This window comes from Actinacidiphila bryophytorum (assembly GCF_016916835.1).
GTDB classification, from domain to species: domain Bacteria; phylum Actinomycetota; class Actinomycetes; order Streptomycetales; family Streptomycetaceae; genus Actinacidiphila; species Actinacidiphila bryophytorum.
Genome location: NZ_JAFFIX010000006.1, coordinates 88,785 through 106,169, shown reverse-complemented (window position 1 = coordinate 106,169; position 17,385 = coordinate 88,785). Strand labels below are relative to the sequence as shown.

The 17,385-nt window shown below is 72.2% G+C and carries 16 protein-coding genes and 1 pseudogene; 8 read left to right on the top strand and 9 right to left on the bottom strand.

The genetic code is table 11. The features are described 5' to 3' along the window. Nucleotides 1-304: 304 nt before the first annotated feature. The 3 genes from deoC to JT723_RS11390 are packed head-to-tail and all read left to right on the top strand — an operon-like array spanning nucleotide 305 to nucleotide 3,617. A complete protein-coding gene (gene deoC / locus JT723_RS11400) occupies nucleotides 305-1,303 on the top strand; it encodes a deoxyribose-phosphate aldolase (RefSeq protein ID WP_205044613.1) in 999 nt (332 codons plus the stop codon). A gap of 3 nt (nucleotides 1,304-1,306) precedes the next feature. Continuing rightward, the gene (locus JT723_RS11395; RefSeq protein WP_205044436.1) at nucleotides 1,307-2,746 is read left to right on the top strand and encodes an aldehyde dehydrogenase family protein; all 1,440 of its coding nucleotides are present in this window, start codon (nucleotides 1,307-1,309) and stop codon (nucleotides 2,744-2,746) included. Further along, on the top strand, nucleotides 2,739-3,617 hold the full coding sequence (locus JT723_RS11390) for an aldehyde dehydrogenase family protein (RefSeq protein ID WP_205044435.1): 879 nt from the start codon (nucleotides 2,739-2,741) through the stop codon (nucleotides 3,615-3,617). Before JT723_RS11395 ends, JT723_RS11390 begins: the two co-directional genes overlap by 8 nt. 45 nt (nucleotides 3,618-3,662) lie before the next feature. Here JT723_RS11390 and JT723_RS11385 read toward each other — a convergent pair whose 3' ends face one another. Continuing rightward, a complete protein-coding gene (locus JT723_RS11385) occupies nucleotides 3,663-4,040 on the bottom strand; it encodes a hypothetical protein (protein WP_205044434.1) in 378 nt (125 codons plus the stop codon). Nucleotides 4,041-4,119: 79 nt separating this feature from the next. Here JT723_RS11385 and JT723_RS11380 point away from each other — a divergent pair, with 79 nt between their 5' ends. Next, the gene (locus JT723_RS11380) at nucleotides 4,120-4,740 is read left to right on the top strand and encodes an ATP-binding protein (protein WP_205044433.1); all 621 of its coding nucleotides are present in this window, start codon (nucleotides 4,120-4,122) and stop codon (nucleotides 4,738-4,740) included. Nucleotides 4,741-4,757: 17 nt separating this feature from the next. On the opposite strand, the pseudogene JT723_RS11375 reads toward JT723_RS11380, so the two are convergent. The 4 genes and pseudogenes from JT723_RS11375 to JT723_RS11360 all read right to left on the bottom strand — a co-directional run. Continuing rightward, nucleotides 4,758-4,972, bottom strand: a pseudogene (locus JT723_RS11375) (serine/threonine-protein kinase); the annotation flags it as partial. A gap of 130 nt (nucleotides 4,973-5,102) precedes the next feature. Beyond that, a complete protein-coding gene (locus JT723_RS11370) occupies nucleotides 5,103-6,755 on the bottom strand; it encodes a phospho-sugar mutase (protein WP_205044432.1) in 1,653 nt (550 codons plus the stop codon). A gap of 171 nt (nucleotides 6,756-6,926) precedes the next feature. Next, the gene (locus tag JT723_RS11365) at nucleotides 6,927-7,736 is read right to left on the bottom strand and encodes a purine-nucleoside phosphorylase (protein WP_205044431.1); all 810 of its coding nucleotides are present in this window, start codon (nucleotides 7,734-7,736) and stop codon (nucleotides 6,927-6,929) included. A 113-nt stretch (nucleotides 7,737-7,849) separates the two neighbouring features. Then, nucleotides 7,850-8,287, bottom strand: a complete 438-nt coding sequence (locus JT723_RS11360) for a gamma-glutamylcyclotransferase family protein (RefSeq protein WP_205044430.1) — start codon at nucleotides 8,285-8,287, stop codon at nucleotides 7,850-7,852. A 99-nt stretch (nucleotides 8,288-8,386) separates the two neighbouring features. Between JT723_RS11360 and JT723_RS11355 the strand changes: the two genes are divergently transcribed. Next, the gene (locus JT723_RS11355) at nucleotides 8,387-9,847 is read left to right on the top strand and encodes an NAD(P)H-quinone dehydrogenase (protein ID WP_205044429.1); all 1,461 of its coding nucleotides are present in this window, start codon (nucleotides 8,387-8,389) and stop codon (nucleotides 9,845-9,847) included. Between the two features lie 49 nt (nucleotides 9,848-9,896). Here JT723_RS11355 and JT723_RS11350 read toward each other — a convergent pair whose 3' ends face one another. After that, nucleotides 9,897-10,667: a hypothetical protein gene (locus JT723_RS11350; RefSeq protein WP_205044428.1), complete on the bottom strand. Its 771-nt coding sequence runs from the start codon at nucleotides 10,665-10,667 to the stop codon at nucleotides 9,897-9,899. 421 nt (nucleotides 10,668-11,088) lie between these two features. On the opposite strand from JT723_RS11350, the gene JT723_RS11345 reads away from it, so the two are divergent. Further along, nucleotides 11,089-11,931, top strand: coding sequence for a DeoR/GlpR family DNA-binding transcription regulator (locus tag JT723_RS11345; protein WP_205044612.1), 843 nt, complete (start codon nucleotides 11,089-11,091; stop codon nucleotides 11,929-11,931). 63 nt (nucleotides 11,932-11,994) lie between these two features. Here JT723_RS11345 and JT723_RS11340 read toward each other — a convergent pair whose 3' ends face one another. Next, entirely contained in the window at nucleotides 11,995-12,534 is a 540-nt protein-coding gene (locus JT723_RS11340; RefSeq protein WP_205044427.1) for a TetR/AcrR family transcriptional regulator, read from the bottom strand. A 124-nt stretch (nucleotides 12,535-12,658) separates the two neighbouring features. On the opposite strand from JT723_RS11340, the gene JT723_RS11335 reads away from it, so the two are divergent. After that, nucleotides 12,659-14,092, top strand: a complete 1,434-nt coding sequence (locus JT723_RS11335; RefSeq protein ID WP_205044426.1) for an MFS transporter — start codon at nucleotides 12,659-12,661, stop codon at nucleotides 14,090-14,092. Between the two features lie 84 nt (nucleotides 14,093-14,176). On the opposite strand, the gene JT723_RS11330 is transcribed toward JT723_RS11335, so the two are convergent. Next, nucleotides 14,177-15,934, bottom strand: a complete 1,758-nt coding sequence (locus JT723_RS11330; RefSeq protein ID WP_205044611.1) for an acetyl/propionyl/methylcrotonyl-CoA carboxylase subunit alpha — start codon at nucleotides 15,932-15,934, stop codon at nucleotides 14,177-14,179. 398 nt (nucleotides 15,935-16,332) lie between these two features. Between JT723_RS11330 and JT723_RS11325 the strand changes: the two genes are divergently transcribed. Then, complete coding sequence (locus JT723_RS11325) at nucleotides 16,333-16,791, top strand: hypothetical protein (RefSeq protein ID WP_205044425.1); 459 nt, start codon at nucleotides 16,333-16,335, stop codon at nucleotides 16,789-16,791. Here JT723_RS11325 and JT723_RS11320 read toward each other — a convergent pair. Continuing rightward, the gene (locus JT723_RS11320; RefSeq protein WP_205044424.1) at nucleotides 16,772-17,380 is read right to left on the bottom strand and encodes a nucleoside triphosphate pyrophosphatase; all 609 of its coding nucleotides are present in this window, start codon (nucleotides 17,378-17,380) and stop codon (nucleotides 16,772-16,774) included. The two genes, JT723_RS11325 and JT723_RS11320, sit on opposite strands and share 20 nt — an antisense overlap. Nucleotides 17,381-17,385: the final 5 nt, after the last annotated feature.

Here is a 17,385-nt window from a genome sequence, read left to right as displayed (position 1 = left end):
GGGGGCTGGTCGCGCAGTTCCCCGCGCCCCCGAGTGGGTGGCGGTGCGTCGTCATGCGACGGTTGTGGTGGGTTGCGCGCGCAGTTCCCCGCGCCCCTGGAAAACGCTCACCCTCTGCGGCAGGGGGGAAGGCGTTCACCCTGCGGGTGGGGGCGCCCCTGAAATGCTTGCTCTCTGCGGGAGAGGGCACCCGCCGGGAAGGCGGCCTCGGCGGGAGAGGGATGCTGGGGGCCGGACCCGCGCCCAGGCGCGGGTTCGGGGGGTGGTGGACTGCTACGCGCGTAGATATGCTGGGGTTGTGACCATGTCCTCTGTTGTTCCCGCATTCGGCCCAGACGCCCCCGCCCGGCTGGCCGGCCTGGCCGATGTCACGGCCTCGGACGCGGCCTTGCGCAGGTTCCTGCACGGGCTGCCCGGGGTCGATGCCGTCGGTCTCGAAGCCAGAGCCGCCGGCCTCGGTACGCGCTCGATCAAGACGACCGCCAAGGCGTACGCCATCGACCTGGCGATCTCGATGATCGACCTGACGACCCTGGAAGGCTCCGACACCCCCGGCAAGGTCCGGGCGCTGTGCGCCAAGGGCCGCAGGCCCGATCCGACGGACCCGGGGACCCCGCACGTCGCTGCGATCTGCGTGTATCCGGACATGGTCGCGGTGGCGCGCGAGGCGCTGGGCGAGGGTTCGGGGATCAGCGTGGCCTCGGTGGCGACGGCCTTCCCGGCCGGCCGGGTCGCGCTGCCGGTCAAGCTCGCCGACACCGCGGACGCGGTCGCCGCGGGCGCGGACGAGATCGACATGGTCATCGACCGCGGCGCCTTCCTGTCCGGCCGCTACATGGAGGTCTTCGAGGAGATCCGTGCGGTCAAGCAGGCCTGCGTCCGGAAGGACGAGACCGCCGCCCACCTGAAGGTGATCTTCGAGAACGGCGAGCTGTCGACGTACGACAACATCCGCCGCTGCTCGTGGCTGGCGATGCTGGCGGGCGCGGACTTCATCAAGACCTCGACCGGCAAGGTCGCGGTCAATGCCACGCCCGCGAACACGCTGCTGATGCTGGAGGCGGTGCGCGACTTCCGCGAGGCCGTGGGGGTGCAGGTCGGGGTCAAGCCGGCCGGCGGCATCAGGACGTCGAAGGACGCGATCAAGTACCTGGTGATGGTCAACGAAACGCTCGGCGACGACTGGCTGTCGCCCGAATGGTTCCGCTTCGGCGCCTCAAGCCTGCTCAACGACCTGCTGATGCAGCGGCAGAAGCTCAGCACCGGCCGGTATTCCGGTCCCGACTACGTCACGGTGGACTGACCCATGGCCAACGAGAAATTCGCCTACGCACCCGCGCCGGAGTCCCGCGCGATCGTCGATCTGGCCCCGTCCTACGGGCTGTTCATCGACGGTGAGTTCGCCGACGCCGCCGACGGCACCGTCTTCAAGACGGTCTCGCCGTCCAGCGAGGAGGTGCTGGCCGAGGTCGCCAGGGCCGGCGAGGCCGACGTGGACCGGGCGGTGAAGGCGGCCAGGAAGGCGTTCGGGAGCTGGGGCGCGCTGCCGGGCGCCGAGCGCGGCAAGTACCTGTTCCGTATCGCCCGCATCCTCCAGGAGCGCTCCCGCGAGCTGGCGGTGCTGGAGACGCTGGACAACGGCAAGCCGATCCGCGAGACCCGCGACGTCGACCTCCCGCTGGTGGCCGCGCACTTCTTCTACTACGCCGGGTGGGCCGACAAGCTGGCCTACGCCGGCTACGGCCCCGACCCGCGCCCGCTGGGTGTGGCCGGGCAGGTCATTCCGTGGAATTTCCCGCTGCTGATGCTGGCCTGGAAGATCGCCCCCGCGCTGGCCGCGGGCAACACGGTGGTGCTCAAGCCGGCCGAGACCACCCCGCTGTCGGCGCTGTTCTTCGCCGACGTGTGCCGCCAGGCGGGGCTGCCGCGCGGGGTCGTCAACATCCTGCCCGGCTACGGCGACGCGGGCGCCGCGCTGGTGGCGCACCCGGACGTGGACAAGGTGGCCTTCACCGGTTCCACGCAGGTCGGCCGGGCCATCGCCCGTACGGTCGCGGGCACGCGCAAGAAGGTGACGCTCGAACTCGGCGGCAAGGCCGCGAACATCGTCTTCGACGACGCGCCGGTCGACCAGGCCGTCGAGGGCATCGTCAACGGCATCTTCTTCAACCAGGGCCATGTGTGCTGCGCCGGGTCGCGGCTGCTGGTCCAGGAGTCGGTGCAGGAGGAGGTGCTGGACGCGCTGCGGCGGCGGATGAGCACGCTGCGGGTCGGCGACCCGCTGGACAAGAACACCGACGTCGGTGCGATCAACTCCGCCGAGCAGCTGGCCAGGATCACCGAGCTGGCCGAGGCGGGCGAGGCGGAGGGCGCGCAGCGCTGGGCGCCGGCCTGCGAACTGCCCACGTCGGGCTACTGGTTCGCGCCGACCCTCTTCACCGGGGTGACGCAGGCGCACCGGATCGCCCGCGAGGAGATCTTCGGCCCCGTGCTGTCGGTGCTGACCTTCCGCACCCCGGCGGAGGCGGTCGAGAAGGCGAACAACACGCCGTACGGCCTGTCGGCCGGCATCTGGACCGAGAAGGGCTCTCGCATCCTGTCGATGGCGAGCAAGCTGCGCGCGGGTGTGGTGTGGGCGAACACGTTCAACAAGTTCGACCCGACCTCGCCGTTCGGCGGTTACAAGGAGTCCGGTTACGGGCGTGAAGGCGGCCGGCACGGCCTGGAGGCGTACCTCGATGTCTGACAAGTCCGAGCAGCAGCGGCTGAGCGTCTTCAAAACCTACAAGCTGTACGTGGGCGGCAAGTTCCCGCGTTCCGAGAGCGGCCGGGTGTACGAGGTGACGGACTCCAAGGGCGGCACCTGGCTGGCCAACGCGCCCCTGTCGTCCCGCAAGGACGCCCGTGACGCGGTGGTCGCGGCCCGCAAGGCGGTGCCCGGCTGGTCGGGCGCGACGGCGTACAACCGCGGGCAGGTGCTCTACCGGGTCGCGGAGATGCTGGAGGGCCGCCGCGAGCAGTTCGCCCGCGAGGTCGCCGACGCCGAGGGGCTGTCGAAGTCCAAGGCGGCGGCCGCGGTGGACGCGGCGGTGGACCGCTGGGTCTGGTACGCGGGCTGGACCGACAAGATCGCCCAGGTGGTGGGCGGCGCCAACCCGGTCGCGGGACCGTTCTTCAACCTGTCGACGCCCGAGCCGACCGGTGTGGTCGCCGTGCTGGCCCCGCAGGACTCCTCGCTGCTCGGCCTGGTCTCGGTGCTGGCGCCGGTGATCGCCACCGGCAATGCGGCCGTGGTGGTCGCCGCCGAGCGGGCGCCGCTGCCCGCGCTGTCCTTCGGCGAGGTCCTGGCGTCCTCCGACGTGCCCGCTGGCGTGGTGAACATCCTGTCCGGCCGCACAGCGGAGCTGTCCGCCCCGCTGGCGGCCCACCAGGACGTCAACGGCCTGGACCTGACCGGTGCGCCGGCGGACCTGGCGGCCGACCTCGAAGCCGCGGCGGCCGACACCCTCAAGCGGGTGCGCCGCCCGTCGGCGGAGGTCTGGACCAATGATCCGGGCACGTCCCGGCTGACGTCCTGGCTGGAGACCAAGACCGTCTGGCACCCGATCGGGGTCTGACGGCGGTCCGACGGCGGGGTCGGGCCCGGAGTCCGGCCCCGGGCCTCAGCCGGAGAGCAGGCCGCTGGCGGGGCCGACGACCGGGAGGGTGGACAGGGAGCCGCCGTGGGTGACCTGGTCGGTGACGGCCGTGGTGGACAGCGGCTTGAAGTCGGCGACCTGGGAGCCGAGGCCGTTGTCCAGCGGGTCGACCCCGGTGTCGGACAGCGGGTCGAGGGTCAGGTTCCTGACCGGGTCGACGCCCGCGCCCAGGGCGCCGGTCACCGTCTGGGTCGGCAGGGCGTCCAGCGGCAGCACGCCGTCCAGGGCGGTCGCCGGGGCAGGACCGGCGGGCGCGGTGGCGGCTGCCGCGGCGGCGGCCGGTACGAGGGCCGCGGCGGCCGCGGTCAGGGTGAGGGCGAGTGCGCTACGCAGAGATGGCATGGGCTCAGCGTAACGGTTCGGGTGCGCTGAGTAGTTGCGGTACCGGCGGGGGTCACCCGGGCGGGATACGGGAGAATGGTTGTCCGTGAGTTCACTTCCCGCCCGTGTGATCCTGCTGTCCGGGCCGTCCGGCTCGGGTAAGTCCTCGCTCGCCGCCCGCGCAGGTCTGCCGGTGCTGGCGCTCGACGACTTCTACAAGGACGGCGACGACCCGTCGCTGCCGCTGCTCCCCGGCGGCAGCGGGACCGACTGGGACGCACCCGGGTCCTGGAACGCGGACGCCGCGCTCGCCGCGATCTCCGCCCTGTGCGCGGAGGGCGCCGCCGACGCACCCGTCTACGACATCGCCGCGAGCGCGGCCACCGGCACCGCCCGGCTGGACCTCGGCGGCGCACCGCTGTTCGTGGCCGAGGGGATCTTCGCCGCGGAGATCGTCGGCCGCTGCCGGGAGCTGGGCGTGCTGGCGGACGCGCTGTGCCTGCGCGGGCGGCCCTCCACGACGGCCCGCCGCCGTTTCCTGCGCGACCTGCGGGAAGGCAGGAAAGCGCTGCCTTTCCTGCTGCGCAGGGGCTGGCACCTGATGCGGGCCGAGCGGGCCATCGTCGCCCGGCAGGTCACCCTGGGCTGCCACCCCTGCGGCGCGGACGCGGCCCTGGCCCGTATCCGCACCGCTCCGGTCGCCGAGGCGGTGGCCCCGTAGCAGGGGGTGGAAGCGCTCCCGGCGTCGGCGTCCACCACCCCGGCGGTGAAGGCCCCGTTGACCGGCGGGCCGCCGCCACCTCGCGGGTGAAACGGCGGCGGAAGTCGCCGTCCCCGGCCAGCTCGGGCCGCACCACCTTCACCGCGACCGGGCGCCCGCCCGGTGAACGCCCCAGGTACACCTGCCCCATGCCGCCCGCACCGATCCGCGCGACGATGCGGTAACGCCCCACCTGCCGCGGGTCGTCGCCTTCCAGGACGTCGAACACGGATTCTCCAAGCACCAGTGCTCTCATCGGTCACTGTGAGCGCATCATGCCAGAACGGCGGGGGAGGGCCTGCGGGCGCCGCAGGCCCTCTTCCCTACAGGCCCGCGGCCTCCGCCAGGTCCGACTTCAGGGCCGCCAGCAGGGTGTCCGCGGTCCTGCGGGCCGCACGCACCCCGTCCGCCGCGGCGGGCACGACGACCTCCAGGTAGCACTTGATCTTCGGCTCGGTCCCGCTGGGCCTGACCACCACACGCGCCGAGTCCACGCCCGCGCCCGCCAGCCGGTAGCGCAGGCCGTCCGTCGGCGGCAGGCCGCCCGCACCGTCGAGCAGGTCCTCGGCGGACACGACGTCGAGACCCGCCAGCCGGGCCGGCGGACGGGACCGCAGCCTCGCCATCGCGTCCGCGATCAGCGACAGGTCGGAGACCCGCGCCGACAGCTGGTCGGTGGCGTGCAGGCCGTGCTCGACGGCGAGTTCGTCCAGCACCTCTCCCACCGTCCGCCCCCGGGCACGCAGTTGCGCGGCCATCTCCGCGATCAGCAGCGCCGCGGTGACACCGTCCTTGTCCCTGACCCCCGCCGGGTCCACGCAGTAGCCGAGCGCCTCCTCGTAGCCGTAGCGCAGCCCCGGCACCCGGGCGATCCACTTGAAGCCGGTCAGGGTGTCCTCGTACGCCAGGCCCGCCGCGGCCGCGATCTTCGACAGCAGCGAGGACGACACGATGCTCGCCGCGAAGACGTCGCCGTGACCCGCCGCGCCCCGCCGCACCAGGTGCGCCGCCAGCAGCGCGCCCAGCTCGTCGCCCCGCAGCATCCGCCACCCCGCGTCCGCCGCCGGGTCCGGCACGGCCACGGCACACCTGTCCGCGTCCGGGTCGTTGGCGATCACCAGGTCGGGAGCGGCGTCCCTGGCCGTCTTGAACGCCAGGTCCATCGCCCCCGGCTCCTCCGGGTTCGGGAAGGCCACGGTCGGGAAGTCCGGGTCGGGAGCCGCCTGTTCGGCCACCGGCACCGGGGCGGGGAAGCCCGCACGGGCGAAGGCCGCCGTCAGCGTCTCCAGGCCCACGCCGTGCAACGGCGTGTAGACGGTGGACAGTTCACGCGCACTGTCCTGCGCCAGGACGCCCACCGCACGCTCCAGATACGCGGCGAGCACGTCCTCGCCCAGCACCTCCCAGCCGTCCGCCGCCCTCGGCACACCGGCCAGCGGGCCGACCGCCGCGATCTCCGCCGCGATCCCCGCGTCGGCGGGCGGCACGATCTGCGAGCCGTCGCCCAGGTAGACCTTGTAGCCGTTGTCCTGCGGCGGGTTGTGGCTCGCGGTCACCATCACGCCCGCGTCCGCGCCCAGATGGCGGATCGCGAACGCCAGCACCGGCGTCGGCAGCGGGCGCGGCAGCAGGTACGCGCGCATGCCCGCCGCGGTCATCACCGCGGCGGTGTCTCTCGCGAAGTCGTACGACTTGTGGCGGGCGTCGTAGCCGATCACCGTGGCGGTGCCGCCGTTCCTGCGCATGTACGCCGCCAGGCCGGCGGCTGCCCGGATCACCACGGACCGGTTCATGCGGTTCGGGCCCGCGCCCAGGGCTCCGCGCAGTCCCGCGGTGCCGAATTCCAGCGTGCCGCTGAAGCGGGCGCTGAGCTCTTGCAGAGCCCGCGCCTCGATCAGTGCGGTCAGCTCCGCGCGCGTCTCAGGATCCGGGTCCTCCGCCGCCCACGCCCGTGCCCGCGCCAACACATCTTCCATGGGGATCCCTCTCCGTCCAGCTTCAGGTCCGCTGTGCCTCGTCGCGCAGTTCCGCCCCCAGAGCTTCGCCTGGGGTACCCCCAGCGCCCCCGGGTGATTGCCACTTGCTGTGGGCTTGCACCTTCCGGTGCGGTGGGAACTGCGAGGCGCGTGCCCGGGGCAGGGGCGAGGTCATAGGCGGGCCAGCAAGCTGGCCAGAAGCGTGCCCATGCGCGTCGCGGACTCGTGACCCGCCGCGAGGACTTCCTCGTGATTCAGGGGAGCGCCGGTCATCCCGGCCGCCAGGTTCGTGACCAGGGAAATGCCGAGCACCTCGGCACCCGCCTCGCGCGCAGCGATCGCCTCCAGCGTGGTGGACATGCCGACGAGGTCGCCGCCTATCGCCCGGACCATGCCGATCTCCGCCGGCGTCTCGTAGTGCGGCCCGGGGAGCTGCACGTAGACGCCCTCTTCGAGCGAGGGGTCGATCTCGCGGCACAGCGCGCGCAGCCGCGGCGAGTAGAGGTCGGTGAGGTCGACGAAGTTCGCGCCGGCGATGGGCGAGGTCGCCGTCATGTTGATGTGGTCGCTGATGAGCACCGGCTGGCCGGGGCGGTAGCCGGGGCGCAGGCCGCCGCAGCCGTTGGTGAGGACGACCGTCTTGCAGCCCGCGGCCACCGCGGTGCGCACCCCGTGGGCGACGCTGGCGACGCCGCGGCCCTCGTAGAGGTGGGTGCGGCCGAGGAAGACCAGGGCGCGCAGGCCCCCGACGCGTACCGAGCGGACGCGGCCCGCGTGGCCGGCCACCGACGGGGCGGGGAATCCGGGCAGGTCGGTGATCGGCAGCTCGGCGTCCGCGGTGCCGAGCTGGTCGGCGGCGGGCACCCAGCCCGAGCCCATGACCAGGGCGACGTCGTGCGTCTGCGCACCGGTCAGCGTGCGCAGACGGGCGGCGGCGGCGTCGGCCGCGGCATAGGGGTCGGGGTTCACAGAAGCGTTCACGCGCTGAGCGTAACCTGTCAGGGCCTACGCGCGTAGACGGCCTGACTTCGGCAGCACGGGAAATCGGAGCTTCAGACAATTGCGCAGCCGGACGCCGTCCGGTCGCGGACCGGTCAGCAGGGCCGCTTGCGCAGGCCCATCACGTAGTCGTGCGGCGCCCCCGCGGACTCCGCGGCGTCGGCGATCTCGCCGAGGTAGCGGGCCGACGGCAGCCCGCCCTCGTAGTCGTTGAGCACGTAGAGCCACGCGGCGAGGTCGCCGTCCAGGGTGTGCACCCGTACGGTCGTGCGCCGGTAGATCTGCAGGGGTACGCCCTCCCAGCGGTCCATCGACTCCTCGTCGACCGGCGCGATGTCGTACAGACCTACGAAGACCTGGCTGCCCTGGTCCTCGACCAGGGTGGCGAGCGCGCCCTCCCAGCCCATCTGCTCGCCGCCGAAGGTCAGCCGCCAGCCGTCGAGCCAGCCGGTGCCGCGCAGCGGGGAGTGCGGTGCGCGGCGGGTCATCAGGCGGGCGTCGAGGTTGCCTGCGTAAGCGGCGTAGAGCGACATGAGGACGAGGGTACGGGAGGCGCGGGTGCGGCCCGGCGTAAGGAAGCGCACAGGAGCAGGCGTGCCCCGTGGCGGTGAGCGCTTGGCGCGTGCGGGACAATGGGGTACGTGACAAGGATCGTGATCATCGGTGGCGGACCCGGCGGCTACGAGGCGGCGCTGGTGGCCGCGCAGCTCGGCGCGGAGGTGACCGTCGTCGACTGCGACGGCCTGGGCGGTGCGTCGGTGCTGACCGACTGCGTGCCGTCCAAGACGCTCATCGCCACCGCCGAGGTGATGACGACCTTCGACTCCTCCTACGAGGAGCTGGGGATCATCGTCGCCGACGACACCCCGCCGCTCGCGGGCTCGGCGCGGGTCGTCGGGGTGGACCTGGGCAAGGTCAACCGCCGTGTCAAGCGGCTCGCGCTGGCCCAGTCGCACGACATCACCGGCTCGGTGACCCGGGCGGGCGCGACCGTGATGCGCGGGCGCGGCCGGCTGGACGGGCCGCAGACCGCCGAGGGCACCCGTACGGTCGTGGTCACCGCCGCGGACGGCACCGAGCGGCGGCTGACCGCGGACGCGGTGCTGGTCGCCACCGGCGCGCGCCCGCGCGAACTCCCCGACGCGATGCCCGACGGCGAGCGCATCCTGAACTGGACGCAGGTCTACGACCTCGACGAGCTGCCGCGCGAGCTGATCGTGGTGGGCTCCGGTGTGACCGGCGCGGAGTTCGCGGGCGCCTACCAGGCGCTCGGCTCGACCGTGACGCTCGTCTCGTCGCGCGACCGGGTGCTGCCGGGCGAGGACCCGGACGCCGCCGCGGTCCTGGAGGACGTCTTCCGGCGGCGCGGCATGAACGTGATGTCCCGCTCGCGCGCCCAGTCCGTCAAGCGGGTCGGCGACGGTGTCGAGGCGACGCTGACCGACGGCCGGGTGATCACCGGCACGCACTGCCTGATGGCGGTCGGCGCGATCCCGAACACCTCCGGGATGGGCCTGGAGGAGTCGGGCGTACGGCTCACCGAGTCCGGCCACATCTGGACCGACAAGGTCTCCCGCACCAGTGCGCCGGGCGTCTACGCGGCCGGCGACGTCACCGGGATCTTCGCGCTCGCGTCGGTCGCGGCCATGCAGGGCCGGATCGCGATGTACCACTTCCTCGGCGACGCGGTGGCCCCGCTGAACCTCAAGACCGTCTCCTCCAACGTCTTCACCGACCCGGAGATCGCCACCGTCGGCTACTCGCAGGCCGACGTGGACAGCGGCAGGATCGACGCGCGGCTGGTGAAGCTGCCGCTGCTGCGCAACCCGCGGGCCAAGATGCAGGGCATCAGGGACGGCTTCGTGAAGATCTTCTGCCGCCCCGGCACGGGCATCGTGGTCGGCGGGGTGGTCGTCGCGCCCAAGGCGAGCGAGCTGATCCACCCGATCTCGATCGCGGTCGACAACAACCTGACCGTCGAGCAGATCGCCAACGCCTTCACCGTCTACCCGTCGCTGTCCGGCTCGATCGCCGAGGTGGCACGCCAGCTGCACAACCGCAAGGCGGGCAGCGCGGACCAGGGCCTGGCATAGGCCGCTCCTGGGCCCCGGTCCTGGCGCCGCGCGCCTCGCGGTCCCGCGGCTACTTCAGCGGGAGCACGGCGGCGAGCTGCTTGGCCACCGGTCCCAGCGGCTTCATCGCGCCGGCCGCGTCGGACTGGTCGACGGCCATGATGACGTCGCCCGACTGCACCAGCACGATCTCCGAGCCGACGTAGTTGCCGGTCGGCTTGACCGTGATGTCCAGCGACTGGTCGCCGGCGCCGGCCACCGGCTTGGCGGTGACGGTCATCTTGACGGCCTTGCCGGACATGTCCTTGCTGCTGAACGACGCGCAGCGCTTGGTCAGCGCGGTGACCTCGGCCATCTGCTTGGCGGCGTCACCGGGCTGGTAGCTGTTGAACACCACCGTCGACGAGCCGTCGTTGGGGTCGGTGAGCCCGGTCGTGGCGTAGGCCGCCGCGTAGTCGGAGGTCAGTGTCTGGGCACCGCCGTTGGTCAGCGCCCGCGCACAGTCGTCGTCCGGCAGCAGCGGCGAGCCCGGGTCGGCCTTGACGTTGGCGCCGGTGTCGAAGGCCGCGCTGTCGTCGACCTTCCAGCCCTTGGGCGCGGTCGCGGCGGTCGGCAGCAGCGTCTTGAGCTTGGTGCCGCTGGCCGCGGAGCCGCTGCCGCCCGCGTCGGGGGCGGCGGTGGTGGCGGTGGGCTCGGCGGCCGCGCTGGTGGTGGGGGCCGCCGCGGTGGTCGACGGGGGAGCGTCCGAGGTGTCGCTGCTGTCGTCGTTGTTGCAGGCGGCGAGCACGACCGCGCAGGCGAGAAGCGCCGCGGCCCTCACGGCCGTTTTCTGTATGGACATCAAATTTCCCGTTGGGTTGTCGTTGGCTGGAAGCGTTATTGCCGGAGCAGGGGGGGCGTGGCGTACCGTCAGCCTAGATGAGCCCTGAACTGCGAGGAATCCGGGGTCTGTTTACGCGCGAGTGCTTCACTTGGCGGACACGAATGTGGTGTTGACGCGAAGTCAGTGGTTCATGCATGGATGTCCGCGGGCGAATACGGGATTCCGGTTTCGCATACCGGTGGGGTCCGGGGGTGCGCCGGGGGGTGCGCGGCGTGCGGCGCGCGGGCGGCGCAGTGCGAACGTACGGTCGGCCTATAGCACCTGACGGTCTGTTTCACGCGGAAGTTCCCTCATCTGGTGCAAAACGCTGAAAGTAGCGGTCGTTGGGGTTACTGTCGGTTCCGTGTTCGCTGCAGAACGTCGCCAATTGATCCTCGAAATGGTGCGGGCCAACGGAGCGGTGTCGCTCCGGGAGCTCGCCCGCGTCGTCCAGACCTCCGAAGTGACCGTGCGCCGCGATGTGCGGGCACTGGAGGCAGAAGGACTCCTGGACCGCCGGCACGGCGGTGCGGTTCTGCCGGGTGGCTTCACCCGTGAATCCGGCTTTCCGCAGAAATCCCATCTAGCGACCGCGGAGAAGACGGCCATCGCCGACCTCGCGGCCTCGCTCGTGGACGAGGGCGAGGCCATCGTCGTCGGCGCGGGCACCACCACGCAGGAGCTGGCCAGGCGGCTGGCCCGGGTCCCCGGGCTCACCGTGGTCACCAACTCGCTGCTGGTCGCCCAGGCGCTGGCGCACGCCAACCGGGTCGAGGTCGTCATGACCGGCGGGACGCTGCGCGGCTCCAACTACGGCCTGGTCGGCAGCGGTGCCGAGCAGTCGCTGCAGGGCCTGCGGGTCTCGCGCGCCTTCCTGTCGGGCGCGGGCCTGACGGCCGAGCGCGGCCTGTCCACGTCCAACATGCTGTCGGCCAGCGTGGACCGGGCGCTGGTGCAGGCGGCGGCGGAGGTCGTGGTGCTGGCCGACCACACCAAGCTCGGGACCGACACGATGTTCCAGACGGTGCCGACCGACCTGATCACCCATCTGGTCACCGACGAGCCGCCGCCGGGTGACGACCGTGCCGCGACCGAGCTGCAGGCGCTCGCCGACCGGGGGGTGCAGCTCGCCGTGGCGCCGGCCTGCCAGGCCGAGCCGGCCGCCCCGCTCCCGGCGCCGCGCCGCCCGCACCCGCTGCGGCCCCCGACGGTCCCCCGGCTGGCGGACCTGCGCCCGCGCTGAGGCGGGTGTCCCTACGGACCGGTGGGCGGCTCGTGGGGGCCAACCGGTGCGCGCCCGCGCTGGTCAGCCCACCAGGATGCCGTTGACGGCCAGCGACATCAGCCGGTCGAAGGTCTTGCGGTCCTCGGGGTTCTTCTCCGCGCACAGCACGATCGCCGACGTCAGCTTGAGCAGGTCGGCGATCTCGATGCCCTCCCTGACCGCGCCCGCCTCCTGCGCGCGGGCCAGCAGTGCGCCGCCGGACTCGCGCAGCCGCGCCTTGCACTGGAGCATCCGCCCGTCCGACTGGGCCAGGATCGCCGAGGACAGCCCGCGGTACATGGCAGAGTGCGCACCGACCGAGCGCAGCCAGACGAAGAGCGCGTCGGCGGGCTCGTCCGCGTCGATCAGGGTCTCGGCACGCTCGGTGAGCGCGTCCAGCTCCCGGATGAAGACCGCGTTCATCAGCGAGTAGCGGTCGGGGAAGTGCCGGTAGAGCGTGCCGATCCCCACACCTGCATGGCGGGCGATGTCCTCCAGGGCGACGTCCGTCCCGTGCACGATGAAGGCCTGCTTGGCCTCCTCCAGCAACCGGTCGTAGTTGCGCTGCGCGTCTGCCCGCATGCCGTTCCGCCTCCCGCGGTGCCGGGGATCGCTTCCCCGAATCCGATTGTAGAACCGGAGGATGTCTCCGTATAGTTAACGGAGACGACCTCCGTTTGTCTTCTCCGCTGGAGGCTTACCAGCCATGTCCACGCACGTAGTGCAGGACCAGACCTCGACCACCCGCGCGCCGGCCCCCTCCGGCGTGCACTCATTCTTCGCCCTCGCCGCCATCCTCGGTACCCAGCTGATGCTGCTGCTCGACGCGACGGTGGTGAACGTCGCCCTCCCCGGCATCGGCAGCCACCTCGGCTTCTCGCCCACCGGTATGTCCTGGGTCCTGAACGTCTACACCCTGGCCTTCGGCGGCCTGCTGCTGCTCGGCAGCAGGATCGGCGACCTCATCGGCCGGCGCACCGCGCTGGTGTGGGGCGTCGCGGCCTTCACCCTGGCCTCGATAGCCGGCGGCGTCGCCAACGACTCCACCACCCTGCTGGTCGCCCGCGGCTTCCAGGGCGCCGCCGCGGCACTCGCCGCGCCCAGCACCCTCGCGCTGATCGCCACGTCCTTCCGCGAGGGCAGCGAGCGCAACCGGGCGCTCAGCGTCTTCTCCGCGATCTCCGGCGCCGGCTCCGCGGTCGGCCTGACCGTCGGCGGCATGCTCACCGACTGGGGCTCCTGGCGCTGGGTCTTCTTCGTCAACATCCCCGTCGGCATCGCCATCGTGCTGCTCGCCCCGCGCTACATCAAGGAGACCGAGCGGCACCGCGGCGGGCGCTTCGACATCGCCGGCGCACTGACCGGCACCCTCGGCATGGCCTCGCTCGTCTACGCCTTCATCCGCGTCGGCGAGAGCAGCTGGGGCGACACCCGGGCGGTGACCACCTTCGTGATCGCGCTCGCGCTGCTCGCCGCCTTCCTGGTCAACGAGACCCGGGTGGAGCGCCCGCTGGTGGTGCTGCGGCTGTTCGCCAACCGCAACCGGGCGCTGGCGTACGCGGTGATGCTGCTGATGGTGGCCGGCATGTTCGGCACCTTCTACTTCTCCACGCAGTACCTGCAGACCTTCCTCGGCTACAGCCCGCTCAAGACCGGCTTCGCCTTCCTGCCGCTGGCCGGGCCGCTCTTCGTCGCAGCCAGGATCGCGCCGCGCGCCCTGGCCCGCTTCGGCGCCAAGCGGGTGGCGACCGTCGGCTCGTCGCTCACCCTGGTCGCCGCGATCTGGATCACCCAGCTGAGCGCCTCCGACGGATACGCGCAGGGCATCCTGCCCACGCTGATCCTGATGGGCGTCGGCATGGGCTGGACCGTGATGCCGCTGAACACCTTCATCCTGTCCGGCGTCGAGCCCAAGGACGCCGGGTCCGCGTCCGGTCTGCTGCAGACCATGCAGCAGGTCGGCGGCAGCCTCGGCCTGTCCGTCCTGGTCACGGTCTTCGGCACGGTCTCGCGGCACCACCCCGCCGACCCCTTCATCGAGGGCGCCACGGCCGCCTGGACGCTGTCCGCGGTCTTCACCGGCGTCGCCCTGCTGCTGGTGCTCTCCCTCAAGCAGCCGAAGGCGAACGTGCTGCGCTGAGGCACATGCGGCGGTACGTGCACGCGAGCGGCGCGGCACCCGGACCCGGGTGCCGCGCCGCTTCGTCGTACGGAAGGAGCGGGATCAGTCCTTGATCTCGCAGATGACCGCACCGGAGGAGACCGAGGAGCCGACCTCGGCCTTGAGGCCCATGACGGTGCCGGAGCGGTGCGCGTTCAGCGGCTGCTCCATCTTCATCGCCTCCAGGACCACGATCAGGTCGCCCTCGGTGACCTTCTGGTTCTCCTCGACGGCGACCTTGACGATGGTCCCCTGCATGGGCGAGGCCAGCGAGTCGCCGGACGCCGCGGGGCCGGACTTGGCCGCCGCCCGCCGCTTGGGCTTGGCGCCCGCGGCCAGGCCGGTACGCGCCAGGGTCATGCCGAGCGACGCGGGCAGCGACACCTCCAGGCGTTTGCCGCCGACCTCGACCACGACCGTCTCGCGGCCCTGGGCCTCCTCCTCGTCCACCGCCCCACCGCTGAAGGGCGGGATCGTGTTGGCGAACTCGGTCTCGATCCACCGGGTGTGGACGGTGAAGGGCCCCTGCGACGGCGCGAAGGCCGGGTCCTGGACCACCGCGCGGTGGAAGGGGATCGCGGTGGCCATGCCCTCGACCTGGAATTCGCCCAGCGCACGGGCCGCCCGCTGGAGCGCCTGCTCCCGGGTGGCGCCGGTGACGACCAGCTTGGCCAGCAGCGAGTCCCACGCGGGGCCGATGACGCTGCCCGACTCCACGCCCGCGTCGAGCCGCACACCGGGGCCGCTGGGCGCGTCGAACCGTGTCACGGTGCCCGGTGCGGGCAGGAAGTTGCGTCCCGGGTCCTCGCCGTTGATGCGGAACTCGAAGGAGTGGCCGCGCAGCGGCGGGTCGTCGTACCCCAGTTCCTCGCCGTCGGCGATCCGGAACATCTCCCGCACCAGGTCGATGCCGGAGACCTCCTCGGTGACCGGGTGCTCGACCTGCAGGCGGGTGTTGACCTCGAGGAAGGAGATCGTGCCGTCCTGGCCGACCAGGAACTCGCAGGTGCCGGCGCCCTCGTAACCCGCCTCGCGCAGGATCGCCTTGGACGCGGTGTACAGCTGCCGGTTCTGCTCCTCGGTCAGGTACGGGGCCGGGGCCTCCTCGACGAGCTTCTGGTGGCGGCGCTGGAGCGAGCAGTCGCGGGTGGAGACCACCACGACGTTGCCGTGCTTGTCGGCCAGGCACTGCGTCTCGACGTGCCGCGGCCGGTCCAGGTAGCGCTCCACGAAGCACTCGCCGCGCCCGAAGGCGGCGACCGCCTCGCGGACGGCCGAGTCGTACAGCTCCGGGACCTCCTCCAGGGTGCGGGCGACCTTCAGCCCGCGCCCGCCGCCGCCGAAGGCGGCCTTGATGGCGATCGGCAGGCCGTGCTCCTTCGCGAAGGCCACGACCTCGTCGGAGCCCGACACCGGGTCGGGGGTGCCGGCCACCAGGGGCGCTCCGGCCCGCTGGGCGATGTGCCTCGCTGCGACCTTGTCGCCCAGGTCGCGGATCGCCTGCGGCGGCGGGCCGATCCAGTTCAGCCCCGCGTCCAGCACCGCCTGGGCGAACTCGGCGTTCTCCGACAGGAAACCGTAGCCGGGGTGCACGGCGTCGGCCCCCGACTCGGCAGCCGCCCCGAGCACCTTGGCGATGTCCAGATAGCTGGTGGCCGGTGTGTCACCGCCCAGTGCGTACGCCTCGTCGGCCGCGCGGACATGCAGCGCGTCCCGGTCGGGGTCCGCGTAGACGGCTACGCTGGCGATCCCGGCATCCCGGCAGGCACGGGCGACGCGTACTGCGATTTCACCGCGGTTGGCGATGAGCACCTTGCGCACGATGGCTCCCTCCATGAAACAAGCCGAGTTTAGGTACTGGCCACACTTGATGCCGAGGCACCCCTGCACGTGAGCTTGCCCACACGGAGGGTGATCCCAGGGCCACAACACCCCGTGAACGCCTGCTCAGTCCACGGTACGGCCCTGCTCCCACCGATGTCCCGCACTACCGGGTGTGGGGGAGATCTCGCTCGAAGTCCCCGCACGGTGCTGACGTTCTTTTGTAGAAACCCCACGAATAGTGCGCGCAAACTTTGCGGTCGGGTCCCCCCTGACGAGTGACGGCCGACCGGTGGGTGACCGCGTGTCGCAAGCCGGTGGTGCGCCGGGCCTTGCCCGGTCCCGTACCCGTGAGTAGCCTGCGACGCGCACGAACAGGCCGCCGGAGGGGGACAACTGTGCGCAGAGGTATAGCCGTCGGCACGGCGGTCGTCCTGGTGCTCGAAGCCCTCACGATCGCCTTCGTGAACTGGATACTGGGCCTGGCCGTGCGCCACCAGGAGATGTCGCTCGCCGGGCTCGACCCCGACGCCATGGCCGCCGGGTCGTGGGCCGGCGGCGGGCTCTTCGCCCTCTTCCTGATCGCCTGCGCCGTCCTGGTCGCCCGTATCGCGCTGCGCGACCGCATGTCGGGCCGGGTGGGCCGGATCGTGCTCATCGTCTGCGCGGTCGTGCACGGCGTCGTCGGCGCGGTCGTGGTCGGCCTGGTCGGCTGGTACGCCTTCGCGGTGCTGATGCTGATACTCGCCCTGCTGGTCGGCACCCTGCTGCTCTACGCCCCCGAGGACCGCGGCGAGACCCCCGCCGCGGCACCGCCCGCACCGCCCGGGGCGCCGGCTACGTCCACAGGTCCGTGATCCGCACGCCGACGTCGGCGAGCAGGGAGCGCAGCAGCGGCAGCGACAGGCCGATCACGTTGCCCGGGTCGCCCTCCACACCGTCCACGAAGGGCGCAGAGCGCCCGTCGAGAGTGAAGGCGCCCGCCACGTACAGCGGTTCACCGCTGGCGACGTAGGCGGCGATCTCCGCGTCGTCCGGGGTGCCGAACCGCACGGTCGTGGACGCGGTCGCCGACACCCGGCGCCCGGTCGCGGTGTCGACCACGCAGTGCCCGGTCCGCAGCACACCCGCGCGGCCGCGCATCGCCTGCCAGCGGGCGGTGGCCTCGGCGGCGTCCGCGGGCTTGCCCAGTGCCTCGCCGTCCAGGTCGAGCACCGAGTCGCAGCCCACGACGATCTCACCGCCGTCCAGCATGCCGCCCGACACCACCGCGTCGGCCTTCGCCTCGGCCAGCACCCTGGCCAGCTCGCCGGGGCTGTCCGCGCTGATCGCGTCCTCGTCCACCCCGCTGACCACGACCCGCGGGTCGAGGCCCGCCTGCTTCAACAGGCCGAGCCTGGCGGGCGATGCGGAGGCGAGCACGAGCACACGGGGGGTGGAGGTCATCGCAC

What these genes read in the sequence shown, in the direction of transcription:
- JT723_RS11350 (WP_205044428.1), bottom strand. Translation starts at nt 10,667, where the DNA reads ATGTCCATACAGAAAACGGCCGTGAGGGCCGCGGCGCTTCTCGCCTGC.
- JT723_RS11355 (WP_205044429.1), top strand. Translation starts at nt 8,387, where the DNA reads ATGGGGTACGTGACAAGGATCGTGATCATCGGTGGCGGACCCGGCGGC.
- JT723_RS11395 (WP_205044436.1), top strand. Translation starts at nt 1,307, where the DNA reads ATGGCCAACGAGAAATTCGCCTACGCACCCGCGCCGGAGTCCCGCGCG.
- JT723_RS11370 (WP_205044432.1), bottom strand. Translation starts at nt 6,755, where the DNA reads ATGGAAGATGTGTTGGCGCGGGCACGGGCGTGGGCGGCGGAGGACCCG.
- JT723_RS11335 (WP_205044426.1), top strand. Translation starts at nt 12,659, where the DNA reads ATGTCCACGCACGTAGTGCAGGACCAGACCTCGACCACCCGCGCGCCG.
- JT723_RS11345 (WP_205044612.1), top strand. Translation starts at nt 11,089, where the DNA reads ATGGTGCGGGCCAACGGAGCGGTGTCGCTCCGGGAGCTCGCCCGCGTC.
- JT723_RS11385 (WP_205044434.1), bottom strand. Translation starts at nt 4,040, where the DNA reads ATGCCATCTCTGCGTAGCGCACTCGCCCTCACCCTGACCGCGGCCGCC.
- JT723_RS11320 (WP_205044424.1), bottom strand. Translation starts at nt 17,380, where the DNA reads ATGACCTCCACCCCCCGTGTGCTCGTGCTCGCCTCCGCATCGCCCGCC.
- JT723_RS11390 (WP_205044435.1), top strand. Translation starts at nt 2,739, where the DNA reads ATGTCTGACAAGTCCGAGCAGCAGCGGCTGAGCGTCTTCAAAACCTAC.
- JT723_RS11360 (WP_205044430.1), bottom strand. Translation starts at nt 8,287, where the DNA reads ATGTCGCTCTACGCCGCTTACGCAGGCAACCTCGACGCCCGCCTGATG.
- JT723_RS11340 (WP_205044427.1), bottom strand. Translation starts at nt 12,534, where the DNA reads ATGCGGGCAGACGCGCAGCGCAACTACGACCGGTTGCTGGAGGAGGCC.
- deoC (WP_205044613.1), top strand. Translation starts at nt 305, where the DNA reads ATGTCCTCTGTTGTTCCCGCATTCGGCCCAGACGCCCCCGCCCGGCTG.